The sequence below is a fragment of the Streptococcus sp. 2100 genome (assembly GCF_013276335.1).
GTDB lineage: Bacteria > Bacillota > Bacilli > Lactobacillales > Streptococcaceae > Streptococcus > Streptococcus pseudopneumoniae.
Genome location: NZ_VMKV01000070.1, coordinates 1 through 21,440 on the forward strand (window position 1 = coordinate 1; position 21,440 = coordinate 21,440).

General features: G+C 41.4%; 27 protein-coding genes and 3 pseudogenes. 21 read left to right on the plus strand and 9 right to left on the minus strand.

The window, feature by feature from the left end:
* The 3 genes and pseudogenes from HT669_RS09370 to HT669_RS09380 all read left to right on the plus strand — a co-directional run.
* A pseudogene (locus tag HT669_RS09370) lies at window positions 1-510 on the plus strand (transposase); the annotation flags it as partial.
* Window positions 511-744: 234 nt separating this feature from the next.
* Window positions 745-1,536 carry a DUF2785 domain-containing protein gene (locus HT669_RS09375; protein ID WP_000284389.1) on the plus strand — a complete coding sequence of 264 codons (792 nt, stop codon included), beginning with the start codon at window positions 745-747 and terminating at the stop codon, window positions 1,534-1,536.
* Between the two features lie 110 nt (window positions 1,537-1,646).
* Window positions 1,647-2,315 carry an aquaporin gene (locus tag HT669_RS09380; RefSeq protein ID WP_050208831.1) on the plus strand — a complete coding sequence of 223 codons (669 nt, stop codon included), beginning with the start codon at window positions 1,647-1,649 and terminating at the stop codon, window positions 2,313-2,315.
* 172 nt (window positions 2,316-2,487) lie between these two features.
* On the opposite strand, the gene queF is transcribed toward HT669_RS09380, so the two are convergent.
* From queF to sstT, 9 genes are all read right to left on the minus strand, one after another.
* Window positions 2,488-2,979 (minus strand): preQ(1) synthase, encoded by a 492-nt coding sequence (queF, locus tag HT669_RS09385; RefSeq protein WP_023938863.1) that lies wholly within the window; start codon window positions 2,977-2,979, stop codon window positions 2,488-2,490.
* A gap of 18 nt (window positions 2,980-2,997) precedes the next feature.
* Window positions 2,998-3,714 carry a 7-carboxy-7-deazaguanine synthase QueE gene (gene queE, locus HT669_RS09390; RefSeq protein ID WP_050223397.1) on the minus strand — a complete coding sequence of 239 codons (717 nt, stop codon included), beginning with the start codon at window positions 3,712-3,714 and terminating at the stop codon, window positions 2,998-3,000.
* Window positions 3,707-4,150: a 6-carboxytetrahydropterin synthase QueD gene (queD, locus tag HT669_RS09395; RefSeq protein WP_000464575.1), complete on the minus strand. Its 444-nt coding sequence runs from the start codon at window positions 4,148-4,150 to the stop codon at window positions 3,707-3,709. The genes queE and queD overlap by 8 nt, the downstream gene beginning before the upstream one ends.
* Entirely contained in the window at window positions 4,150-4,803 is a 654-nt protein-coding gene (gene queC, locus HT669_RS09400; RefSeq protein ID WP_000828776.1) for a 7-cyano-7-deazaguanine synthase QueC, read from the minus strand. Before queC ends, queD begins: the two co-directional genes overlap by 1 nt.
* Window positions 4,804-5,004: 201 nt before the next feature.
* The gene (gene trxA, locus HT669_RS09405; protein ID WP_001029581.1) at window positions 5,005-5,319 is read right to left on the minus strand and encodes a thioredoxin; all 315 of its coding nucleotides are present in this window, start codon (window positions 5,317-5,319) and stop codon (window positions 5,005-5,007) included.
* A 14-nt stretch (window positions 5,320-5,333) separates the two neighbouring features.
* Window positions 5,334-5,555 carry a DUF4649 family protein gene (locus HT669_RS09410; protein ID WP_172922042.1) on the minus strand — a complete coding sequence of 74 codons (222 nt, stop codon included), beginning with the start codon at window positions 5,553-5,555 and terminating at the stop codon, window positions 5,334-5,336.
* Between the two features lie 99 nt (window positions 5,556-5,654).
* Entirely contained in the window at window positions 5,655-6,035 is a 381-nt protein-coding gene (locus tag HT669_RS09415; RefSeq protein WP_172922043.1) for a MarR family transcriptional regulator, read from the minus strand.
* A gap of 142 nt (window positions 6,036-6,177) precedes the next feature.
* Window positions 6,178-7,131, minus strand: coding sequence for an aromatic acid exporter family protein (locus HT669_RS09420; protein ID WP_172922044.1), 954 nt, complete (start codon window positions 7,129-7,131; stop codon window positions 6,178-6,180).
* 67 nt (window positions 7,132-7,198) lie between these two features.
* A complete protein-coding gene (gene sstT, locus HT669_RS09425) occupies window positions 7,199-8,404 on the minus strand; it encodes a serine/threonine transporter SstT (protein ID WP_000821228.1) in 1,206 nt (401 codons plus the stop codon).
* 138 nt (window positions 8,405-8,542) lie between these two features.
* Between sstT and HT669_RS09430 the strand changes: the two genes are divergently transcribed.
* The 18 genes and pseudogenes from HT669_RS09430 (at window position 8,543) to HT669_RS09515 (ending at window position 20,881) form a co-directional block, all read left to right on the plus strand.
* Window positions 8,543-9,103, plus strand: coding sequence for a mechanosensitive ion channel domain-containing protein (locus HT669_RS09430; protein WP_172933691.1), 561 nt, complete (start codon window positions 8,543-8,545; stop codon window positions 9,101-9,103).
* 57 nt (window positions 9,104-9,160) lie between these two features.
* Complete coding sequence (locus tag HT669_RS09435) at window positions 9,161-10,069, plus strand: magnesium transporter CorA family protein (RefSeq protein ID WP_000242250.1); 909 nt, start codon at window positions 9,161-9,163, stop codon at window positions 10,067-10,069.
* A gap of 14 nt (window positions 10,070-10,083) precedes the next feature.
* Window positions 10,084-10,611, plus strand: a complete 528-nt coding sequence (locus HT669_RS09440) for a YqeG family HAD IIIA-type phosphatase (RefSeq protein WP_000963739.1) — start codon at window positions 10,084-10,086, stop codon at window positions 10,609-10,611.
* 2 nt (window positions 10,612-10,613) lie between these two features.
* Window positions 10,614-11,720: a ribosome biogenesis GTPase YqeH gene (gene yqeH / locus HT669_RS09445; protein WP_000391176.1), complete on the plus strand. Its 1,107-nt coding sequence runs from the start codon at window positions 10,614-10,616 to the stop codon at window positions 11,718-11,720.
* Between the two features lie 212 nt (window positions 11,721-11,932).
* Window positions 11,933-12,244: a ribosome assembly RNA-binding protein YhbY gene (yhbY, locus tag HT669_RS09450; protein ID WP_000060169.1), complete on the plus strand. Its 312-nt coding sequence runs from the start codon at window positions 11,933-11,935 to the stop codon at window positions 12,242-12,244.
* Between the two features lie 51 nt (window positions 12,245-12,295).
* Window positions 12,296-12,925 (plus strand): nicotinate-nucleotide adenylyltransferase, encoded by a 630-nt coding sequence (locus tag HT669_RS09455; RefSeq protein WP_000151313.1) that lies wholly within the window; start codon window positions 12,296-12,298, stop codon window positions 12,923-12,925.
* Window positions 12,925-13,518 (plus strand): bis(5'-nucleosyl)-tetraphosphatase (symmetrical) YqeK, encoded by a 594-nt coding sequence (yqeK, locus tag HT669_RS09460; RefSeq protein ID WP_000121671.1) that lies wholly within the window; start codon window positions 12,925-12,927, stop codon window positions 13,516-13,518. The genes HT669_RS09455 and yqeK overlap by 1 nt, the downstream gene beginning before the upstream one ends.
* Window positions 13,519-14,019 (plus strand): cysteine hydrolase family protein, encoded by a 501-nt coding sequence (locus tag HT669_RS09465; protein ID WP_000844709.1) that lies wholly within the window; start codon window positions 13,519-13,521, stop codon window positions 14,017-14,019.
* Between the two features lie 12 nt (window positions 14,020-14,031).
* Complete coding sequence (gene rsfS, locus HT669_RS09470) at window positions 14,032-14,385, plus strand: ribosome silencing factor (protein ID WP_001002999.1); 354 nt, start codon at window positions 14,032-14,034, stop codon at window positions 14,383-14,385.
* A 108-nt stretch (window positions 14,386-14,493) separates the two neighbouring features.
* A complete protein-coding gene (locus HT669_RS09475) occupies window positions 14,494-15,234 on the plus strand; it encodes a class I SAM-dependent methyltransferase (RefSeq protein WP_000257066.1) in 741 nt (246 codons plus the stop codon).
* Between the two features lie 9 nt (window positions 15,235-15,243).
* Window positions 15,244-16,341, plus strand: a complete 1,098-nt coding sequence (locus HT669_RS09480; RefSeq protein WP_000156344.1) for a nucleotidyltransferase — start codon at window positions 15,244-15,246, stop codon at window positions 16,339-16,341.
* 196 nt (window positions 16,342-16,537) lie between these two features.
* Window positions 16,538-16,792, plus strand: coding sequence for a type II toxin-antitoxin system Phd/YefM family antitoxin (locus HT669_RS09485; RefSeq protein ID WP_000388571.1), 255 nt, complete (start codon window positions 16,538-16,540; stop codon window positions 16,790-16,792).
* A 3-nt stretch (window positions 16,793-16,795) separates the two neighbouring features.
* On the plus strand, window positions 16,796-17,050 hold the full coding sequence (locus HT669_RS09490; protein WP_000924721.1) for a Txe/YoeB family addiction module toxin: 255 nt from the start codon (window positions 16,796-16,798) through the stop codon (window positions 17,048-17,050).
* Window positions 17,051-17,396: 346 nt separating this feature from the next.
* Window positions 17,397-17,900 (plus strand): annotated as a pseudogene (locus HT669_RS11575) (KilA-N domain-containing protein); the annotation flags it as partial.
* Window positions 17,854-17,994 (plus strand): hypothetical protein, encoded by a 141-nt coding sequence (locus tag HT669_RS09500; RefSeq protein WP_000899898.1) that lies wholly within the window; start codon window positions 17,854-17,856, stop codon window positions 17,992-17,994. The pseudogene HT669_RS11575 and the gene HT669_RS09500, both read left to right, overlap by 47 nt.
* Window positions 17,995-18,009: 15 nt before the next feature.
* Window positions 18,010-18,582: a hypothetical protein gene (locus HT669_RS09505; RefSeq protein ID WP_240147713.1), complete on the plus strand. Its 573-nt coding sequence runs from the start codon at window positions 18,010-18,012 to the stop codon at window positions 18,580-18,582.
* Between the two features lie 349 nt (window positions 18,583-18,931).
* A pseudogene (locus HT669_RS09510) lies at window positions 18,932-19,186 on the plus strand (recombinase family protein); the annotation flags it as partial.
* An 81-nt stretch (window positions 19,187-19,267) separates the two neighbouring features.
* Complete coding sequence (locus HT669_RS09515; RefSeq protein ID WP_000404950.1) at window positions 19,268-20,881, plus strand: ribonuclease Y; 1,614 nt, start codon at window positions 19,268-19,270, stop codon at window positions 20,879-20,881.
* The last annotated feature ends 559 nt before the right edge of the window (window positions 20,882-21,440 follow it).

Consider the following 21,440-nt stretch of genomic DNA (forward strand, 5'->3'; position numbering starts at 1 on the left):
CAGAGAAAGTCGCTGAGTTTCTTGATATTTTGGATAACCTAAACGATTTACCAATCGTATATATTGATGAAACAGGAATCGACCGCTACCTCTATCGTCCTTATGCAGGGGCTCCTAGAGGGGAGAAAGTCTATGAAAAGATTAGCGGACGTCGTTTTGAGCGAACTTCAATTGTTGCAGGACAAGTAGACGGAGAGTTTATAGCTCCCATGATTTACAAGAACAGCAGGACAAGCGATTTCTTTGTGGAGTGGTTCAAAACGCAACTCCTGCCTGCTTTGAAGACACCTCATGTTATTATCATGGACAATGCTAGTTTTGATCCCAAGAACATTTTGGATGAACTCTGCATCCAAGATAAACACTTTTTCTTACCTCTACCGCCTTATTCACCAGATTTGAATCCTATTGAGCAAGCTTGGGCTATCTTGAAAAAAGAAAGTAACAGATTTATTAAGGGAAGTCCCAACTATTTTTGAATGTTTGGAACGCTTTTTTAAAACTAAATGACTATATAACTAGTTTTTCGCAATTTTTGAGACAGAAATGTGATTTTTGTGATAAAGTTCTATCATTACAAGTTCATTTGTGGTAATATGGAATAAATCATTTATGTATCCTTTCAGAAATGTGCTGTTTCTCTGAATATAAATGTCTTTTTCTCTTTAACTTAATTTTACAAATTGCTAAAGTCATTTAAGGACAGATTTTTGAACAGTTGCTAGAAATGTAGAGGTATTGACCATGTATCAAAAGTTACTTAGAAAAATAGCAGAAGAAAAACCAAGTTATAACCAGGAAGAAATCCAGTGGCTACTTGATCATTTGGGAGATCCTTCTCCAGAAATTCGTGATGACCTTGTTTTTACAAGCTTTGCTAGAGGGATTCAGGAAGAGCTATTTACACAGGAACAATTTCATTTCATTGCTGAAGGGATTTCATCTGATGGAGGGTTAGATAAAGATATTGATAAGGTAGGCCTGTCAACCCTTGAACGTTCTTTTAGGGCGCTTATTTATGCAAATCTCTTGTCTGCAGATGCCAACCAGCAATCGATTTTTTATCAGGAATTAAATGCAGGAATTCGTAATGTCCTTTTAAATCAAGGTTTGTATTATCTTTCAAAAGAAAAGGATACAACGGGTTTTTCAAGTCAGTATGGTTGGGTTCATGCTTTTGCACATGGAGCCGATTTACTGACAGAGGTGGTTTGTCATCCCAACTTTCCTAAAAACAGAGTTCATGAAGTATTTGATATACTTGGCCAACTATTTAAAAGAGTTTCGATTCGCTTTACAGATGATGAGGATTGGCGTTTAGCAAGAGTGATCTATGAACCTATTTTACAAGGGAAGTTAGCGCAAGAGCAAGTAGCTTCTTGGATAAAAGCTGTTGACTTTCCGATAGAAGAAAGAGAAGATTTTTATAAATTTTCCAACTTCAGATCCTGTCTGTTGGAAGTCTATGTCCAACTTGACCAGAGAAATAGTTTACAAGATGACTTGAAAGAAGCTATTCAATCTTTTCAATATTAGGTATTGCTAGTAGTTCTATGATTTTCAAGAAAATTTCCAATCAATTTTCTTGAAACCCTTTCCTACTTTTGATAGACTAGTATCTAGTTTTTGAAAAAAGGAGAAAGAAAATGAAAAAATTTGTTGCTGAGTTAATCGGTACGTTCATGCTTGTATTCGTCGGGACAGGAGCTGTTGTTTTTGGAAATGGTCTTGATGGCCTAGGTCACCTTGGAATCGCCTTTGCCTTTGGTTTGGCAATCGTGGTGGCAGCCTACTCAATCGGAACTGTTTCAGGTGCTCACTTGAACCCGGCTGTTTCGATTGCTATGTTTGTAAACAAACGTTTGTCATCTTCAGAACTTGTAAACTACATACTTGGTCAGGTTGTTGGAGCTTTCATCGCTTCTGGCGCAGTCTTCTTCCTCTTGGCTAACTCGGGTATGTCAACTGCTAGCCTTGGTGAAAATGCCTTGGCAAACGGTGTCACTATCTTTGGTGGTTTCTTGTTTGAAGTCATCGCAACTTTCTTGTTTGTCTTGGTTATCATGACTGTGACATCAGCAAGCAAGGGCAATGGCGCGATTGCTGGTTTGGTAATCGGTTTGTCATTGATGGCGATGATTCTTGTGGGCTTGAACATTACTGGGCTTTCAGTAAATCCAGCTCGTAGCTTGGCACCAGCTGTCTTGGTAGGTGGCGCAGCCCTTCAACAAGTTTGGATTTTCATCCTTGCACCAATCGTTGGTGGGGTTCTTGCAGCCCTCGTTGCAAAAAACTTCCTTGGAACAGAAGAATAATTGAAAAACAAAAAGCCTTGCTCCTCATCTAGAGGAACAGGGCTTTTTCGTATGATACTCTTCGAAAATCTCTTCAAACCACGTCAGCTTCCATCTGCAACCTCAAAGCAGTGATTTGAGCAACTTGCGGCTAGCTTCCTAGTTTGATTTTTGATTTTCATTGAGTATGAGTTTAGCGGTTGTCAATTTTCTCTGGATAAAGGTCGTGTTGGAAGAGGCGTTGTTCTGCCAAGCCTTCATACTTAGTTCCTGGCTTACCGTAATTGTAGTAGGGGTCAATTGAGATGCCACCGCGTGGAGTGAATTTTCCCCAAACCTCCAAATAGCGAGGGTCTAGCAAGTTGACCAAGTCTTTCCCGATGGTGTTGATACAGTTTTCGTGGAAATCTCCGTGGTTTCGGTAGCTAAAGAGGTAGAGTTTGAGGGATTTTGACTCAACACAGAGCTTGTCAGGAATGTAGGAAATATAGATAGTTGCAAAGTCTGGCTGAGCAGTGATTGGGCAAAGTGAGGTAAATTCAGGACAGTTAAATTTGATGAAATAGTCATTTTCCACATGACGATTGTCAAAGGATTCGAGGATTTCTGGTTGATATTCGAAAATGTAGTTGGTTTCTTTGTTGCCCAGTAGGCTTAGGTTTTTCATTTCTTCTTGTTGTGACATGATTTTTTCTTTCTAATCTTAAACTCCACGTTGGTTATCGTAGAGGAGGGTATGCAGTTGAGGAAGGACGCGGACATTGCCCCAGCTATCATCAGCGGCGATGCGTTCCCAAAGTTCTTTGAGTCGGTCTAGTTGGTCTTGGACAATATTGCCTGTGGCCTTGGGCTCAGGATTTCCTGCTGATAAGAAGAGAACATCTGGTTGGTAGCGCTCTTGTATGCCTCGGGCAAAGGCCAAATCTGCATCATCAAAGACAGGGATTTTAAAGGTGACCTTGTCTGGATCCAGTTGGGAAACGATAAAGTCCAAGGTCTCAAAGTTGACTTCCATCTTGGATGAAGGAGGTTTGGGACTGAGGGTGACCTGGTCGATGTCTTTTAACCAATTTTGCCAGCGGGAGCCTTGGGTCTCAACAGCCAGAGTGACACCACGTTCCTTGAGTTTGGTGACGAGTTCAGCCATGTTGGCTGCTAGGATAGCAGGATTTCCCCCAGATAGGGTTACATAGTCATAGCTCCCCAATTTATCCAAGGCAGCAATGACCTCGTCAGCTGTCATACGAGTTGGCTTTTCAGAGCCATCCCAAGTAAAGGCAGAATCGCACCAGTCGCAGTGATAGTCGCAACCAGCAGTGCGGACAAACATGGTTTTCTGCCCGATTGCACGGCCTTCGCCTTGAAAGGTTGGGCCGAAAATTTCCAGAACTGGTAGTTTGAGGACACGTTCCTTAGTCATCTAACCACTCCCGTCTAAACTCTGCAAAGGCAGTCGGAGTTTCATAGAGGCGAACATATTCCAAACGGAGACCGCGCTCGTCTGGCAACTCTTGGCTCATGGTTTGGAAAATCCAGTAGACCATATTTTCAGCAGTCGTGTTCATATAGGGAAGAGTCTCATTGAGATAGCGATGATCCAAGTGGGGCTCTAAGTAGTTCTTGTAGATCGCTTTGATGTCTCCGAAATCGTAGGTCATGCCACGTTCATCTAAAAATCCACTGACGGCAATCTGCAGATGATAGGTGTGACCATGAAGGGATTTGCATTTTCCCTCATAGTGAAAGAGGTGGTGGGCAGCATCAAAGGTAAATTCTTTTGATACCAAGGTTCTGTGAGGATTGTAGACAAGAGACTCTCCAGTTTCCTGTTTGATTTCTTTGGGTGCAAAAAACATTAGGCTTCTCCTTTCTGTGAGAGATAAACATCTAACCCATGTTGACGTAGGTGGCAGGCGGGGCAATCTTCACAGCCGCTCCCGATAATTCCGTTGTAGCAGGTTAAGGTCTTTTCACGAACATAGTCAAAGGCACCGAGTTGGTCGGCTAGCTCCCAAGTTTCAGCCTTGTCTAGCCACATAAGAGGTGTTTGGATAACGAAGTCGTAATCCATGGCAAGGTTGAGGGTAACATTAAGGGATTTGACAAAGACATCTCGACAATCGGGGTAGCCTGAGAAGTCTGTCTCGCAGACACCTGTCACGATATCTTTAATGCCTCGTTGCTTGGCAAGGACTGCCGCAAAGGATAGAAAGAGGTGGTTTCGACCGTCAACGAAGGTATTGGGAACTTCTCCCTCTTTTTGCTCAATCTCCATATCAGAGGTCAGCGCATTTTCAGTGATTTGCCCCAGCAGAGACATATCTAGGATGTGATGACGAATGCCCTGTTCCGTAGCGATTTCTCTGGCAACTTGAATTTCGAGATGGTGGCGTTGGCCATAGGCAAAGGTAACGGCTTCGACCGTTTCATAGTGTTCTTTAGCCCAGAAAAGGCAGGTTGTGGAATCTTGACCGCCACTAAAGACGACCAAGGCTGATTGACGTTTCATAGTACTCCTTCCAAAATGGGAAATGTTCAGAGCACGCAAAAAGCTCCCTTGAGGGAGCTAAAAAATACCAAGTCAAGGTTTTTTTTAGCGATGGCATGTCCCAAACATCGTAATATTCTACTTACAGTCTAGCATATTTTTTGAAAAATGGCAAAGGGCAAGAAAAAAGAGACCAAAGAAAGTACTTGGTCTCTCGTTTGATTAGCTCAATTCAGCAACGATGGCCTTGATTTGTTCTGCTGTGTGAACACCAGCAACTTGTTTGACAACTTGGCCGTCTTTTTTGAAGAGAAGAGTTGGGATAGACATGATTCCAAAGGCACGAGCTGTGTTTGGATTTTCATCAACGTCCATTTTAACGATTTTCAAAACATCTTCTGAAAGTTCTTCAGACAATTTGTCCAAGATTGGACCTTGCATACGACATGGACCACACCAAGTTGCCCAGAAGTCTACCAAGACCAAACCGTCTTTTGTTTCTTGTTCGAATGTTGCATCTGTAATTGCTTTTGCCATTGTATTTCTCCTTTTTAGTTATATTGGCTTAAATCTTGTTTCATGAGATAGAAGAAGACATCTCCATAAGTCCCATGGTAGTCCAAATCATGACCCTTATAAGTCAATTTTTGGACAGGGTAGTAGTCTGCGACGCCGATAAGGCAAGCTTGTTGCGAACGATCAAAGTCTTCATAAGAATCGAAGGTTACAGTTCTTTCGTTCTTGCTGGCATCTAAATAGGTGATTTCAATCATGTTTAAAACTCCTTTGTTTGATGATGATTTTATTTTACTCCTTGTAAAAGAGAATGTCAAGAAAAATGATTGCGCACGCAACTTTTTTCTAAAATCATCTTAAATCAAGAAATCCAAACCAGTTTCCAAGCTTTCTTCGACAGCCTTTTGTAGCGAGGCCAGTGTCTTTTGCCCATCACTTGTCAGGCAGATAAAGCTAGAGCGCCTATCTTGATGGCAACACATGCGACTAAGTAGACCGCAATTTTTAGCTTCCAAGCGAGCCACCATCCGAGAAACAGCGCTCGGGCTCAGATGAAGTTTATCTGGCAGGTCAATCTGGCGTAGAGATTTTTCTTCAGCCAAGTCCAGATAGTAGAGCAGGTAGAACTCTTTCAAGGTCAGACTTTGTTCACTCTGCTGGGCGATGGTCTCTTCCAAGAGGTTTTCAATTTCTTTCTGACGCCGATTGAAGTCAAACCATTTTTCCAAATAGGTCATAGTATCTCCTTTCTTTTTAGAGTTGTAAATAGAAGAGAGTCCATTCATGGACAGTCTCTGCGTCACAAGATGATTGCGCATGCAATAATTATACTACTTTTCAAGAATGCTGGCAAGTTCTGTTTTTTAGTGGTTTTCTTTTTTACTGTCCATATTTTTGATAAAAGTCAACTTTTACTTGGATGAAGGTTTTGGCTTCACGTAGGAGTTGAAGAAGGGTGGCGCGGGTTTCAAATTCGTCTCTTGTTTTGGGTAGACTGCGGTTGCGGAAGACTTCCAGATAGCGTTCAATTTCATCTAGTAAATCAGAAGCAGGATTGGTCTGACTCAGTTGACCGGCAATTTTTGAAAAGAGCTGCGCTAAAATCAGGCTTTCACTGGCAGCTAGGTGACAGGTGTTGATTTGCTGGGCCATATTTCGCAGGATACGACTTTGTCGCTGTCTCATCTCAAAGTAGTGGATATGGTAGTCGGTCTGGTGAAAGAGGTGGTCAGAGTGATCTAGATAGACTAGTTTGAGGGCTTTTTCCAAAAGAGTGTCTAATTCTTCCACCAGCTGTGCTCGGTTGCGTCCATCCCCTCTGGATAAATAATATTTGAAGCGTAGGAGAATATTTTTTAACTTTTCTTCCACCAGCGTATGGTAGTACTGGATTTCCTCTTCTCGTGAAGGCATGTAGAGATTGACCAGTAAAGCAAATCCTGTACCGATAGCAAAGAGAAGGAGTTCATTGACTAGAAGGTCTGGAGAGGTTGACTCTTGCACCAAGAGGTGGCTAACCAAAACAGTACTTGGTGTGATGCCAATTTCCCAGCCCATCTTGTAGGCTAGAGGAACGTAGAATGCGAGATAGAGGCCAAGGCTCCAGATATGAAATCCGCTCAAGTGAAAAGCTAGAACACCGATAGCCAGAGCTAGAAGCATGGAAAAGAGCCGATTGCGAGCCAGTTTTAAAGTACTTCTACGCGTATCAGATAGGCTCAAGAGAGCGATAATTCCGGCCGAAACTGCTGAGGAAAGATTGAGAAAATAAGCAAGAAAACAGGCAAGACAGGTAGCTAAGATGAGCTTGGTCGTACGTTGGTTAATAGACATAAGAATTTCCTAATAAGTTAGAATAAAAGCGTAAAAGACAAGACCTGAGCAGGCTTGTCTTTATGAGTTATTTTTTACGGGCTGCTGCGTATTCGGCAACGGCAGTAAAGAGGACGTCTGTAGAAGAGTTAAGGGCTGTTTCACATGAGTCTTGGATGACCCCAATCACAAATCCAACCCCAACAACTTGCATGGCAATATCGTTAGAAATACCGAAAAGGCTACAAGCAACTGGGATAAGAAGGAGGGAACCTCCCGCAATACCAGAAGCACCGCAGGCTGAGATAGCTGCTACCACACTGAGGACAAAGGCTGTGGCAAAGTCAACAGGGATTCCAAGAGTGTTTACCGCAGCAAGGGTCAAAACGTTAATGGTAATCGCTGCTCCAGCCATGTTGATAGTAGAGCCAAGTGGGATAGAAACAGAATAGGTATCTGGGTTGAGTCCAAGGTCATGGCAGAGTTTCATGTTGACAGGAATGTTAGCCGCAGAACTACGAGTGAAGAAGGCTGTCACACCGCTGACACGGAGGCAGTTCCAAACTAGAGGGTAAGGGTTGCGTCTCATAAAGAAGAAGGCAATCAAAGGGTTGACCACAAGGGCAACAAAAAGCATAGTCGTTACTAATAGAACCAATAAAATACCGTAGTTGGCAAGGCTTCCGATTCCCTTGTCAGAAATGGTTTTAAAAACAAGACCAAGGATTCCAAATGGAGCCAGATTGATAATCCATTCGACAATTTTAGAAGTCACGTCAGCGATAGTTTTTAGTAATTCTTTACTATTTTTGCTGGCCTCTCTCATAGCAATTCCAAAAATGACTGCCCAAGATAAGATTCCAATATAGTTAGCAGTAAGCAGGGCGTTGACTGGATTGTCAACCAGTTTGAGCAAGAGGTTGCTGAGGACCTGTCCAATCCCATCTGGTGGAGCAATATCGGTATTAGCACTATTTAGGGTGATTTCAATAGGGACGATGAAACTTGCTAGTACAGCTACAAGAGCAGCGGCAAAAGTTCCTAGGATATACAAGAAAACAACAGTTTTCATATTGCTATCTTGTCCCTTTTGATGTTGGGAAAGGGCATTAGCAACGAGAGCAAAGACTAGGATAGGAGCAACAGCTTTTAGACCTCCAACGAATAAATCCCCGAGTAGCCCAATTCCTGAGAGATTAGGAAGGGTCAGTCCTAGAATTCCCCCACAAAGCATACCAATCAAGATACGCTTGACAAGGCTTGCCTTGTTCCAAGCATGAATGATTCTTTTCATAATAATCTCCTTTCTGTGTAGTGATTATGATTATAGTATAAACGATAGACAAAATCAAGAATTTTCTGTCTATTTTTTGAATATTTATGGATAATGAGACTGATGAAAATATGGTATAATGAAATAAAGGAGTTTTATATGCAAAAATTTATTCAAGCTTATATTGAAAAGCTAGATGTGACAACCATTATCGAAAATATTCTAACCAAGGTCATTTCTCTTTTACTGCTTTTGATTGTATTTTATATTGCTAAAAAAATGCTTCATACCATGGTGCAGAGAATTGCCAAACCTTCTCTAAAAATGTCTTATCATGATGTCGGGCGCCAGAAAACCATCTCACGTTTGTTAGAAAATGTGTTTAATTATACGTCATATTTCTTTTTACTCTACTGTATTTTATCGATTTTAGGCTTACCTGTATCTAGCTTGCTGGCTGGGGCTGGAATCGCTGGGGTGGCGATTGGGATGGGAGCCCAAGGTTTTCTGTCTGATGTCATCAATGGCTTTTTCATCCTTTTTGAACGTCAACTGGATGTGGGAGATGAGGTTGTTCTGACCAACGGCCCCATTACTGTATCGGGTAAGGTTGTCAGTGTGGGAATTCGTACGACACAGCTTCGTAGCGAGGAGCAAGCTCTTCACTTTGTTCCGAACCGAAATATCACGGTTGTTAGCAATTTCTCACGCACGGACTAGACCTGTTATTTTAAGTAATTTGTGGTACAATAGAGGGAGTTTAATAAAGGAGAAAAGATGGTTTTAGAAAAGCAGTTGGGCAATGGTTGTACCTGGATAGACCTAGACCTCGGAAAGTTGAATAAACTAGAAGACCTTTCTGAAATCTACGGCTTGGACAAGGAAACCATTGAGTACGCACTGGATAGGAATGAGCGTGCCCACATGGACTACCACCGTGAAAGTGGGACGGTTACCTTTATCTATAATGTCCTAGATGTGAAAAAGGACAAGGCCTACTATGAGACTTTTCCCATGACCTTTATCGTGGAGCATCGTCGCCTGATTACCATTAGTAATACCAAGAACGCCTATGTCATTGAACAAATGACCCGTTATCTGGAGAGTCATGACACGCTTTCGATCTACAAGTTTCTCTTTGCCAGTCTGGAAATCATCAGCAATGCCTACTACCCTGTCATCGAGCAGATGGATAAGAGTAAGGACGAGGTCAATGGTCTCTTGCGTCAGCGAACAACTAAGAAAAATCTTTTTGCCCTTTCCGACTTGGAGACGGGTATGGTTTATCTTACTGCGGCTGCTAAACAAAATCGGATTTTGTTGGAGCATATTCAAGGTCATGCCTTGTATCGTAGTTTTGATGAGATTGAGAGAGAACAGTTTGATGATGCCATGATTGAGGCTCATCAGCTGGTATCCATGACAGACCTAATCTCTCAGATTTTACAGCAACTTTCAGCCTCTTACAACAATATTCTAAACAATAATCTGAATGATAATTTGACAACCTTGACTATCATTTCAGTCTTGCTAGCTGTTTTGGCAGTCGTGACAGGCTTTTTCGGAATGAATGTTCCCCTACCTCTAACAGATGAGCCCCATGCTTGGCTCTACATCAGTATAGCTAGTGCAGGGTTATGGATTGTTTTATCCTTGTTACTAAGGAAAATTGCGAAAAAAAGTTAAGAAAAGGAGCCAGAATGGCGATTGAAAACTACATGCCAGATTTTGCTGTGGAAGCAGTCTATGATCTGACAGTCCCAAGCCTGCAGGCGCAGGGAATCAAGGCTGTTTTGGTCGATTTGGACAATACCCTTATTGCTTGGAACAACCCTGACGGGACACCAGAGATGAAGCAATGGCTACATGACCTTCGGGACGCGGGCATTCGCATTATCGTAGTGTCAAATAACACCAAAAAACGCGTCCAACGAGCAGTTGAGAAGTTTGAGATTGACTACGTTTATTGGGCTCTAAAGCCCTTCACATTTGGGATTGACCGTGCCATGAAGGAATTTCACTATGAGAAAAGCGAAGTGGTCATGGTTGGCGACCAGCTCATGACAGATATACGAGCAGCCCACCGTGCAGGCATTCGCTCGATTTTAGTCAAACCCTTGGTCCAACATGACTCGATTAAAACGCAGATTAACCGAGCTCGTGAGCGTCGTGTGATGCGAAAAATCACTGAAATGTACGGACCGATTACATATAAAAAAGGAATTTAACTATGGAAGAAATTCTCTGTATTGGTTGTGGAGCAACCATTCAGACGACAGATAAGGCTGGTCTGGGTTTTACCCCTCAGTCGGCACTTGAAAAAGGATTGGAGACTGGCGAAATCTATTGCCAACGCTGTTTCCGTCTCCGCCACTACAATGAAATCACGGATGTTCAATTGACAGACGATGATTTCCTAAAACTCTTGCACGAGGTAGGAGACAGTGATGCCCTGGTGGTTAATGTCGTTGATATCTTTGACTTTAATGGCTCTGTCATCCCAGGCTTGCCACGTTTTGTCTCGGGCAATGATGTCCTCCTGGTTGGAAATAAAAAAGATATCTTGCCCAAGTCTGTTAAACCAGGCAAGATTAGCCAGTGGCTCATGGAACGTGCCCACGAAGAAGGTCTCCGTCCAGTTGATGTCGTCCTAACTTCAGCCCAAAACAAGCATGCCATTAAGGAAGTCATTGACAAGATTGAACACTACCGTAAGGGCCGTGATGTCTATGTCGTTGGGGTAACTAACGTTGGAAAATCAACCCTAATCAATGCTATTATCCAAGAAATCACGGGTGACCAGAATGTCATTACGACTTCGCGCTTCCCAGGAACAACCTTGGACAAGATCGAGATTCCGCTTGACGACGGATCTTATATCTACGATACGCCGGGGATTATCCACCGTCACCAGATGGCTCACTATTTGACGGCTAAAAACCTCAAGTATGTTAGTCCTAAAAAGGAAATCAAGCCTAAAACCTATCAGCTCAATCCTGAACAAACCCTGTTTTTAGGTGGTCTCGGACGCTTTGATTTCATTGCGGGTGAAAAGCAAGGATTCACAGCCTTCTTTGACAATGAATTGAAACTCCACCGTACTAAGCTTGAAGGTGCTAGTGCCTTTTACGACAAGCATCTTGGAACCCTTTTAACCCCACCAAATAGCAAGGAAAAAGAAGATTTTCCAAAATTGGTCCAACATGTCTTTAATATCAAGGACAAAACTGACCTAGTCATCTCAGGACTCGGCTGGATCCGCGTAACAGGCACTGCCAAAGTCGCCGTCTGGGCACCAGAAGGCGTCGCAGTCGTCATACGAAAAGCAATTATTTAAACACAGAAAGGAAAGGGTTGTCTTTATTAAGGCGAGCGTTGCGAGCCCGTAGAGAATACTTTTCGCCGTGGTGTCAGTTGGTACAAGTGATTGTACCAACTGCGGGAAATTTGAGACCATAGGCTCAAATTTTAGTCATGAAAGCCCGAAGGACTTTGCTAACGTCCGCCACCACTTTAGAAAAGTATAAAAAGAAACTCTTTTAAGAAATTATGTCATTAACATCAAAACAACGTGCCTTCCTCAACAGTCAGGCACACACCCTCAAACCCATCATCCAAATTGGAAAAAATGGTCTCAACGACCAAATCAAAACCAGCGTTCGTCAAGCACTTGATGCACGCGAATTGATTAAAGTAACGCTCTTGCAAAATACAGATGAAAATATCCACGAAGTAGCTGAAATTTTGGAAGAAGAAATCGGTGTGGATACAGTCCAAAAAATCGGACGCATCTTGATTTTGTTTAAACAATCTAGCAAGAAAGAAAATCGCAAGATTTCTAAGAAAGTCAAAGAAATCTAAGACCGAAACTCCAAATAACTGTTTTTATAGAGAAATAAAGGGGACTAGCCTATGACAATCGAACTATTGACTCCCTTTACCAAGGTAGAGTTGGAGCCAGAAATCAAGGAGAAAAAACGCAAACAAGTTGGGATTTTAGGGGGGAATTTTAACCCTGTTCACAATGCCCATCTCATTGTTGCGGATCAAGTACGGCAACAGTTGGGACTGGATCAAGTTCTTCTCATGCCTGAATACCAACCTCCTCACGTTGATAAAAAGGAAACCATCCCTGAACACCATCGTCTCAAGATGCTTGAGTTGGCAATTGAGGGAATTGACGGCCTAGTCATTGAAACCATTGAGTTGGAGCGCAAGGGTATTTCCTACACCTACGACACCATGAAGATTTTGACAGAGAAGAATCCAGATACGGATTATTACTTTATCATCGGTGCCGACATGGTTGACTATCTGCCTAAGTGGTACCGAATTGATGAACTGGTTGACATGGTTCAGTTTGTGGGGGTTCAGCGTCCACGCTACAAGGTAGGGACTTCCTATCCAGTTATCTGGGTGGACGTACCGCTCATGGATATCTCGTCCAGCATGGTGCGGGACTTCCTTGCCCAAGGTCGGAAACCCAACTTTCTCCTACCTCAGCCAGTGCTAGACTACATCGAGAAGGAGGGGCTCTACTGATGTCCTATCAAGACTATATCAACTGCTCCCGTGAGGCCTTGTTGGAAAAAATGGTAGAGTTTCTACCTGAAAAACGCTTAACCCATTGCTTGGGTGTGGAGCGTGCCGCTATGGAATTAGCTCAGCGCTTTGGTGTAGATGTTGAGAAAGCAAGTCTAGCAGGTCTTCTTCATGACTATGCTAAAAAGTTGTCAGATCAGGAATTTCTAGCCTTGATTGACCGTTACCAGCTAGACCCTGACCTCAAAAACTGGGGCAATAATGTCTGGCATGGTATGGTCGGAATTTACAAAATTCAGGAAGATTTGGATTTGCATGATTCTGAAATTCTGCGAGCCATTGAAATTCATACAGTCGGAGCTGGTCAAATGACAGACCTAGATAAGGTCATCTACGTCGCAGACTATATCGAGCACAATCGAGCCTTTCCTGGAGTAGATGTGGCGCGTGAGATTGCAAGTCTATCGCTCAATAAGGCGGTGGCCTACGAAACAGCTCGTACCGTGGAGTATCTAGCTCATCAGGGATTCCCCATCTATCCCCAAACCCTTGAAACCTATAACGCCTTTGTGCACTATTTGAAAGAGGACTAAATGAAGACGGCTTTTATAATCATTGATGTTCAGAATGTTTTAGTAGAAACTGGGTTCCAGACAAAAAGTCTATTGGAAAAAATTTCTTATTTACAAAACCAGGCTAGAAGCAAGAATATTGAAATTATCTATGTTCAACATATTGAGAACTCTGAAGCTCAAACATCAGAAGATTGGCAGTTATCTGCGCTTTTAAATCGAAAACCTGCTGAAAAGGTCTTTCAGAAGAAATATAACAGTATTTTCAAAGAAACTGGCTTAAAAAAATACTTGGATAAGCAGGGGATTGAAAAATTAGTTTTATGTGGTATGCAGACAGAATATTGTGTGGATACCTCTGTCAAGGTTGCCTTTGAATATGGCTATCAGCTTATTGTTCCAGAAGGTGCTGTCACAACCTTTGATGGGGATGACATTCCAGCAGAAACGATTAATGAATTTTATGAGGACATTTGGGAGGAGCGCTTTGCAGATGTTCTAGATTACAAACATATTTTCTAAAAAGAGGATTAAATGAACGAAAAAGAATTACTAGAACTAGTCGTGAAAGCGGCTGATGAGAAACGTGCGGAGGATATCCTCGCACTTGATGTACAAGATTTGACTAGTGTGACGGACTACTTTGTCATCACTAGCTCAATGAATAGCCGTCAGTTGGACGCTATCGCAGCTAATATCCGTGAAAAAGTAGCTCAAGCAGGCTTTAAAGGTAGCCATGTCGAAGGCGATGCAGCTGGAGGCTGGGTCTTACTGGACATCGGTGCTGTTGTCGTGCATATCTTTTCAGAAGAAATGCGTGCCCATTATAATCTAGAGAAGCTATGGCATGAGGCGAATTCAGTAGATATTTCAGAAGCTCTTGCTTAGAAGATGAACTCAGTTGTAGTCAACTGGGTTTCTTTGCTTATTTTAGAAAAATTGATAGAAAGGTAAAGGGCTAGTGGTGTTTACCATGGAGCTCTTAGTATCATGATTATGGCGACTTATGAAACCTTTGCGGCGGTCTATGATGCGGTCATGGACGATAGTTTATACGACAAATGGACGAATTTTTCTCTGCGTCATTTGCCTAAGACCAAGGAGAGAAAGAAACTCTTGGAATTGGCTTGTGGGACAGGAATTCAATCAGTGCGCTTCTCTCAGGCTGGTTTTGATGTGACTGGACTTGACTTGAGTGCGGATATGTTGAAGATTGCGGAGAAGAGAGCAACTTCAGCCAAGCAAAAGATTGCTTTTATAGAAGGTAATATGCTGAATTTGTCCAAGGCAGGGAAATACGATTTTGTCACGTGTTATTCGGACTCTATCTGCTATATGCAGGATGAGGTGGAAGTAGGGGACGTCTTTAAGGACGTGTACAATGCGCTGAATGAAGAGGGAGTTTTCATCTTTGACGTGCACTCGACCTACCAGACAGATGAAGTATTCCCTGGCTATTCCTACCATGAAAATGCGGAAGATTTTGCCATGCTTTGGGATACATATGAGGACGAAGCTCCTCACTCCATCGTGCATGAGCTGACTTTCTTTATCAAGGAGGCTGACGGTTCCTTTAGTCGCCACGATGAAGTACATGAGGAGAGGACTTATGAGATCTTGACCTATGATATCTTGCTGGAACAGGCTGGATTCAAGTCCTTCAAACTCTATGCAGACTTTGAGGATAAGGAACCAACAGAAACTAGCACCCGTTGGTTTTTTGTGGCGCAGAAGTAGGAGAACATCATGACCATCACAGGTATTATCGCAGAGTTCAATCCTTTTCATAATGGCCATAAATACCTGCTGGATCAGGCAGAGGGACTGAAAATTGTTGCCATGTCAGGGAATTTCATGCAGCGTGGAGAGCCTGCTATTGTGGATAAGTGGACAAGGGCCCAGATGGCGCTGGAAAATGGCGCAGACTTGGTAGTGGAATTGCCCTTTTTAGTCAGTGTTCAGGCAGCTGATTTCTTTGGTCAAGGAGCTGTGGATATCTTGGATCGCTTGGGCATTGATAGTCTAGTTTTTGGGACAGAGGAAGTTCGAGATTATCAGAAAATCGCTGACTTATACACAGAGAAAGGTGCTGAGATGGAGAAATTTGTGGAAAATCTGCCTGATTCCCTTTCCTATCCCCAGAAAACCCAATCTATGTGGAAGGAATTTGCTGGTCTTGATTTTTCAGGTAATACCCCCAATCATGTTCTTGCTCTGGCCTATGCAAAGGCGGTTGCAGGACGAAATATCAAGCTGCATACGATTCAGCGTCAGGGGGCAGGTTACCATTCTGTGAATAAAGATGTGGACTTTGCCTCGGCGACAGCCCTCCGTCAACATCAGAAGGACCAAGATTTCTTAGAACGCTTTATGCCTTCTGTTGCCCTATTTGAGCAGGCCAGTAAGGTGATCTGGGAAGACTATTTTCCCTTGCTCCGCTATCAAATCTTGTCAAATCCCGACCTAACCACCATCTATCAGGTCAATCAAGAAATGGCTGTGCGCATTAAAGAAGCTATTAAACCAGCCCAGTCTGTAGAAGAGTTGGTCGAGGCGGTTGCGACCAAACGTTACACCAAGGCGCGTGTCAGACGCCTATTGACCTATATTTTGGTGCAGGCTAGAGAAAATGTCTTGCCAGAAGCCATTCATGTCCTTGGATTTACTGAAAAAGGCAGGCAACATCTCAAGTCTCTGAAAGGACAGGTCAATCTAGTCAGCCGAATTGGCAAAGAACCTTGGGATGCTATGACCCAAAAAGCAGACCAGATTTACCAACTAGGAAAGCCAAGTATAGCAGAGCAAAATTTTGGAAGAGTGCCGATTAGAATAGAAACAAGCTAAGTCTACCGAAAGGTAGGCTTTTTGAGATTTTTTACGAATAATACTCTTCGAAAATCAAATTCAAATCGCGTCAACGTCGCCTTGCCGTNNTTTTCATTGAGTATAAATAGATGGAAAAGAAAATCTTGTACAAGTTCCTGACAATTTCTTTCTTTTCGTGTATAATAGTGGAAAAGAGCTAAAACGAGGTATGGTTATGGAAGCAGTCCTTTACTCAACATTCCGAAATCATTTAAAGGACTACATGAAGAAGGTAAATGATGAATTTGAGCCTTTGACGGTGGTCAATAAAAATCCAGATGAGGACATTGTAGTTCTTTCAAAGAGCGAATGGGACAGTATTCAGGAAACCCTGAGAATCGCTCAAAATAAGGAGTTATCAGACAAGGTTTTGCGAGGAATGGCTCAAGTCCGTGCTGGAAGCATTCAGGTCCATGTGATTGAGGAGTGATGAATGCTACTCAAGTTTACAGAAGATGCGTGGGCAGATTATTGCTACTGGCAAAACCAAGATAAAAAAACACTAAAAAGAATCAATAAATTAATCAAGGATATTCAACGCGATCCATTTACAGGAATAGGAAAACCAGAGCCACTCAAATATGATTACCAAGGAGCCTGGTCACGGCGTATTGATGCAGAAAATCGCTTGATTTATATGATGGATGGAGATAGCGTGGCTTTCTTGTCCTTTAAAGATCATTACTAAGTCTACTGCGAAGTAGGCTTTTTATTTTTTAAATTTTTATTAGTAAGTTTAAGATAAAGTTTTTTGGAAAATGACAGAATCCCTAATACAAAAGACAAAAACTCAGAAAAGAAAGTTAGTATATGAACTTCGATCTTTACCCTTGAATTCGCTTTATAACTCTTAATTTGTGGTATAATGAAGAGAATTGTAAATCATAAAAACAGGGGAAGTAAATGTCTAATTTTAAAGAAAAACTACCGATATTCCAGTCGAACGATGTTCAGATTTCAAATGTAGTCAATGCAGTTTGGTCGATTGCGAACACCTTACGTGGAGCTTATCGTTCGGATAAGTATCGAGTGATGTAATTAAAAATTGGATGAGAAGAAAAGATACAATTGAGTTTCTTGGTTTATGGAAAAGCTTAAACAACATGAATTTCAATTCGGTCGAATTCGACCGAATTAAATCGGAAGCTGGATATAATTCATTTACATTGTCTCCTAAGAAATGGGTAGAGAAAACTGGAGCAATCGGAATTATCTCAAAAGGTGGAAGATATGGTGGTGCATTTGCACATACAGATATTGCCTTTGAATTTGCTTCATGTATTTCTGCTGAATTTAAGATGTATGTAATTCAGGATTACAAAAGACTTAAGTCAGATTAAAATTCTAAGATATCATTAGGCTGGAATTTGAATAGAGAAATTTCTAAGATTAACTACAAAATTCATACAGATGCAATCAAAGAATATCTCTTAAAAGATCTTACCAACGAACAGTTGTCTTACAAGTATGTAAGTGAAGCAGATATGATCAATGTTGTTTTATTTAACAAAAGAGCTAAACAGTGGCGTGAAGAAAATAGGAACAATTAGTACAACACTTGTAGTAGTTGCGGGAGTAAGTGCGGGTGTGCTTGGAGGAAAATTTGACTTTAAATTTCCTAAAAAGATTTAATGGAGAGTAATAAATATGAAGTTTAAAAATTATCTATTTGATTTATATCCTTATTTTCCCAAAGGTTTTTCATTATATAATAGAAAGGATCCTGATGTATGTAGTAAGGCGTTGTACGATGATTTATGTAAGATGTTTTTTGATGATGATTCAAAAGAAAAACTTAAAATAACATCTGTATGTAATAAATGCCAAAACTTTGGAAATGGAGATTTTTATACTTTATTTATTGATAAGGATAAGTATTTATTATCAAGTGATTATATAGGAGCCTCTATTTATTGGGCAAGAAAGGCAGGATTAAACGACAGAATAATTTTAGATCATTTGAGTATTTCAAGAACAATAGGTGGACACATTCTTTTCCCTAGAGGTGGTGGAAAATCAGAAACCGTTAATACAGCTAGAGGTGGAAAACCTAGAATCAAGAATGGAATTTATAAAGGATATTATGATCGTTTTGATTTAACACTATATGCTATAAAAGAATGGTTTGCGGGAAATAATAATTCAAAAATAGATTATGCTATAGAGAATTACCGTGAATGGTTTGAACTATTTTTTGATGATGATAATTGTAAAAATTGATTTGAGAAATTTGTCGAGTTTTTTAAGTTAGAAGGATTTATATATGAGCAAAATAAAATTATAGATTTAATTAAATCAGATTTAGAGAACAATCAGGTTGTCTTTTTAGATAAAGAAGATATTAGGATTGCTAGCACAGAAGAAGAATATATAAGATATATGAAAAATCTTAATATCATTATTCTAGAAAGAACTAAAAAAATATTATTATAAATATTTCAGCACCAGTTAAATAAAATGTGCGTTTTCTTTATCAAAAAAATTAATAAAAGAGGTTACCAAGAGGGATAAATTTTAAGTGTAGGGGGAATTTATCCTTTTTGCTTTTGAGGTAGAAGAGAAATCTATTGAATTATCCTATGAATATGTAGATGATGGATATAGTGGTTCTAATTTTGAGCGACCAAATTTTAAGAATATGATTGATGACCTGAATAAAGGAAAGTTTTCTATCATTATGGTAAAAGATTTATCTCGTTTCGGCAGAGAGTATATCGAGTCAGGAAAGTACTTACAAAAGATATTTCTTGAAAAAGGTATTCGCTTTATATCTGTAAATGATAACTATGATAGTGATAATGCGGATGTTAGCGATATCCATTTAAGGTTTGTGAAAATTACTTTTTTATGGTAGAATGTAAAAGAATGTATGTCATTCGGAATAACAATAAAATGAGGTAAAAACATGGAAATCATGTCGCTTGCGATTGCTGTTTTTGCCGTCATCATTGGTTTAGTCATTGGATATGTCAGCATCTCAGCTAAGATGAAATCATCTCAGGAAGCTGCAGAGTTGATGCTTTTAAATGCTGAACAAGAAGCAACTAATTTACGTGGACAAGCTGAGCGTGAAGTGGATTTACTTGTTAATGAAGCCAAACGTGAAAGCAAGTCTCTTAAAAAAGAAGCACTATTGGAGGCCAAAGAAGAAGCCAGAAAATACCGTGAAGAAGTGGACGCTGAATTCAAATCAGAACGTCAAGAACTCAAACAAATCGAAAGTCGTTTGACAGAGAGAGCTACTAGCCTTGACCGTAAGGACGACAATTTGACGAGTAAAGAACAAACACTTGAACAAAAAGAACAAAGTATTTCTGATAGAGCGAAAAACCTTGATGCGCGTGAAGAGCAATTAGAGGAAGTCGAAAGACAAAAAGAAGCAGAACTAGAGCGTATTGGTGCTCTGTCTCAGGCAGAAGCACGAGATATTATCTTGGCACAGACAGAGGAAAACTTGACCAAGGAGATTGCCAGTCGTATTCGCGAAGCTGAGCAAGAGGTCAAGGAACGTTCTGACAAAATGGCCAAGGACATCCTGGTTCAAGCTATGCAACGTATCGCTGGTGAATATGTAGCGGAGTCAACAAACTCAACGGTTCATCTGCCAGACGATACTATGAAGGGACGCATTATTGGTCGTGAAGGTCGTAACATTCGTACCTTTGAAAGTTTGACAGGGGTCGATGTGATTATCGACGATACACCAGAAGTGGTGACCTTGTCAGGATTTGATCCGATTCGTCGTGAGATTGCCCGTATGACTATGGAAATGTTGCTCAAGGATGGTCGTATCCACCCAGCTCGTATCGAAGAGTTGGTTGAGAAAAACCGTCAAGAGATTGACAATAAGATCCGTGAATACGGTGAGGCTGCTGCCTATGAGATTGGCGCACCAAACCTTCATCCAGACTTGATGAAGATTATGGGTCGCTTGCAATTCCGGACTTCATATGGCCAAAATGTTTTGCGCCATTCGATTGAGGTTGCTAAGTTAGCTGGTATTATGGCCAGCGAGCTTGGTGAGAATGCGGCTCTTGCCCGTCGTGCTGGATTCCTTCACGACATCGGAAAAGCCATTGACCGCGAGGTTGAAGGTAGCCACGTTGAAATCGGTATGGAATTGGCACGTAAGTACAAGGAACATCCAGTTGTGGTCAATACGATTGCTAGTCACCACGGAGATGTTGAAGCTGAGAGCGTCATTGCAGTTATCGTTGCTGCAGCAGATGCCTTGAGCGCAGCTCGTCCAGGTGCTCGTAGTGAGTCTCTTGAAAGCTACATCAAGCGTCTCCATGATTTGGAAGAAATTGCGAACGGCTTTGAAGGGGTACAAAATAGCTTTGCCCTTCAAGCAGGACGTGAAATTCGTATCATGGTCAATCCAGGAAAAATCAAGGACGACAAAGTCACAATCTTAGCTCACAAAGTTCGTGAGAAAATTGAAAACAATCTCGATTACCCAGGAAATATCAAGATAACCGTGATTCGTGAGCTTCGTGCAGTAGATTATGCTAAATAATAAAAAACTGAGGTCAGTGAAATCTGACTTCAGTTTTTTTGAAGTACGACGGGCATGTGGTGCATCTGAGGTGTAATACTCTTCGAAAATCTCTTCAAACCACGTCAACGTCGCCTTGCCGTACTCAAGTACAGCCTGCGGCTAGTTTCCTAGTTTACTCTTTGATTTTCATTGAGTATAAGTCCTTGGTGGGCACCTGCTACCGGTGAACCCAATAGCGATTCCCAAGCCTGACTATCGTGAGGTAGCGGATTAAAACGGTCTGGGGATAGACCGTTTTAAGTCTGACGCTGGAAATAAGAATCGTCAGAGGAAGGGATAGCGAAATCGTGGCTCTACGAACAGGAAGGTGATAGTAAGGCGTATATAGCGGATAGGGGGGGCGCGAAACCTTAAAGTCCAAAAAGGTAGTCGTAACCTATATGCGTAAATCACGAGAGTAATTGAATTCGAACTAAGATTTATCTTTTTCCACTGTAACCTTTTAACGTCCTCATGTCTAGTCTAAACGAGGAAAGATGTAGGACTTATCCCGTGAGCTCTGTCGCTAGAAAGAGAA

Excerpts from the sequence above, each read along its gene's own strand:
- HT669_RS09440 (WP_000963739.1), top strand. The coding sequence starts at position 10,084 with ATGGCGATTGAAAACTACATGCCAGATTTTGCTGTGGAAGCAGTCTAT.
- rsfS (WP_001002999.1), top strand. The coding sequence starts at position 14,032 with ATGAACGAAAAAGAATTACTAGAACTAGTCGTGAAAGCGGCTGATGAG.
- queE (WP_050223397.1), bottom strand. The coding sequence starts at position 3,714 with ATGACTAAGGAACGTGTCCTCAAACTACCAGTTCTGGAAATTTTCGGC.
- yhbY (WP_000060169.1), top strand. The coding sequence starts at position 11,933 with ATGTCATTAACATCAAAACAACGTGCCTTCCTCAACAGTCAGGCACAC.
- queD (WP_000464575.1), bottom strand. The coding sequence starts at position 4,150 with ATGTTTTTTGCACCCAAAGAAATCAAACAGGAAACTGGAGAGTCTCTT.
- HT669_RS09430 (WP_172933691.1), top strand. The coding sequence starts at position 8,543 with ATGCAAAAATTTATTCAAGCTTATATTGAAAAGCTAGATGTGACAACC.
- queF (WP_023938863.1), bottom strand. The coding sequence starts at position 2,979 with ATGTCACAACAAGAAGAAATGAAAAACCTAAGCCTACTGGGCAACAAA.
- HT669_RS09455 (WP_000151313.1), top strand. The coding sequence starts at position 12,296 with ATGACAATCGAACTATTGACTCCCTTTACCAAGGTAGAGTTGGAGCCA.
- HT669_RS09515 (WP_000404950.1), top strand. The coding sequence starts at position 19,268 with ATGGAAATCATGTCGCTTGCGATTGCTGTTTTTGCCGTCATCATTGGT.
- HT669_RS09415 (WP_172922043.1), bottom strand. The coding sequence starts at position 6,035 with ATGACCTATTTGGAAAAATGGTTTGACTTCAATCGGCGTCAGAAAGAA.
- yqeK (WP_000121671.1), top strand. The coding sequence starts at position 12,925 with ATGTCCTATCAAGACTATATCAACTGCTCCCGTGAGGCCTTGTTGGAA.
- yqeH (WP_000391176.1), top strand. The coding sequence starts at position 10,614 with ATGGAAGAAATTCTCTGTATTGGTTGTGGAGCAACCATTCAGACGACA.
- HT669_RS09485 (WP_000388571.1), top strand. The coding sequence starts at position 16,538 with ATGGAAGCAGTCCTTTACTCAACATTCCGAAATCATTTAAAGGACTAC.
- HT669_RS09465 (WP_000844709.1), top strand. The coding sequence starts at position 13,519 with ATGAAGACGGCTTTTATAATCATTGATGTTCAGAATGTTTTAGTAGAA.
- sstT (WP_000821228.1), bottom strand. The coding sequence starts at position 8,404 with ATGAAAAGAATCATTCATGCTTGGAACAAGGCAAGCCTTGTCAAGCGT.
- HT669_RS09505 (WP_240147713.1), top strand. The coding sequence starts at position 18,010 with ATGAAGTTTAAAAATTATCTATTTGATTTATATCCTTATTTTCCCAAA.
- HT669_RS09380 (WP_050208831.1), top strand. The coding sequence starts at position 1,647 with ATGAAAAAATTTGTTGCTGAGTTAATCGGTACGTTCATGCTTGTATTC.
- HT669_RS09480 (WP_000156344.1), top strand. The coding sequence starts at position 15,244 with ATGACCATCACAGGTATTATCGCAGAGTTCAATCCTTTTCATAATGGC.
- HT669_RS09500 (WP_000899898.1), top strand. The coding sequence starts at position 17,854 with ATGTTGTTTTATTTAACAAAAGAGCTAAACAGTGGCGTGAAGAAAATA.
- HT669_RS09375 (WP_000284389.1), top strand. The coding sequence starts at position 745 with ATGTATCAAAAGTTACTTAGAAAAATAGCAGAAGAAAAACCAAGTTAT.
- trxA (WP_001029581.1), bottom strand. The coding sequence starts at position 5,319 with ATGGCAAAAGCAATTACAGATGCAACATTCGAACAAGAAACAAAAGAC.
- HT669_RS09490 (WP_000924721.1), top strand. The coding sequence starts at position 16,796 with ATGCTACTCAAGTTTACAGAAGATGCGTGGGCAGATTATTGCTACTGG.
- HT669_RS09420 (WP_172922044.1), bottom strand. The coding sequence starts at position 7,131 with ATGTCTATTAACCAACGTACGACCAAGCTCATCTTAGCTACCTGTCTT.
- HT669_RS09410 (WP_172922042.1), bottom strand. The coding sequence starts at position 5,555 with ATGATTGAAATCACCTATTTAGATGCCAGCAAGAACGAAAGAACTGTA.
- queC (WP_000828776.1), bottom strand. The coding sequence starts at position 4,803 with ATGAAACGTCAATCAGCCTTGGTCGTCTTTAGTGGCGGTCAAGATTCC.
- HT669_RS09435 (WP_000242250.1), top strand. The coding sequence starts at position 9,161 with ATGGTTTTAGAAAAGCAGTTGGGCAATGGTTGTACCTGGATAGACCTA.
- HT669_RS09475 (WP_000257066.1), top strand. The coding sequence starts at position 14,494 with ATGGCGACTTATGAAACCTTTGCGGCGGTCTATGATGCGGTCATGGAC.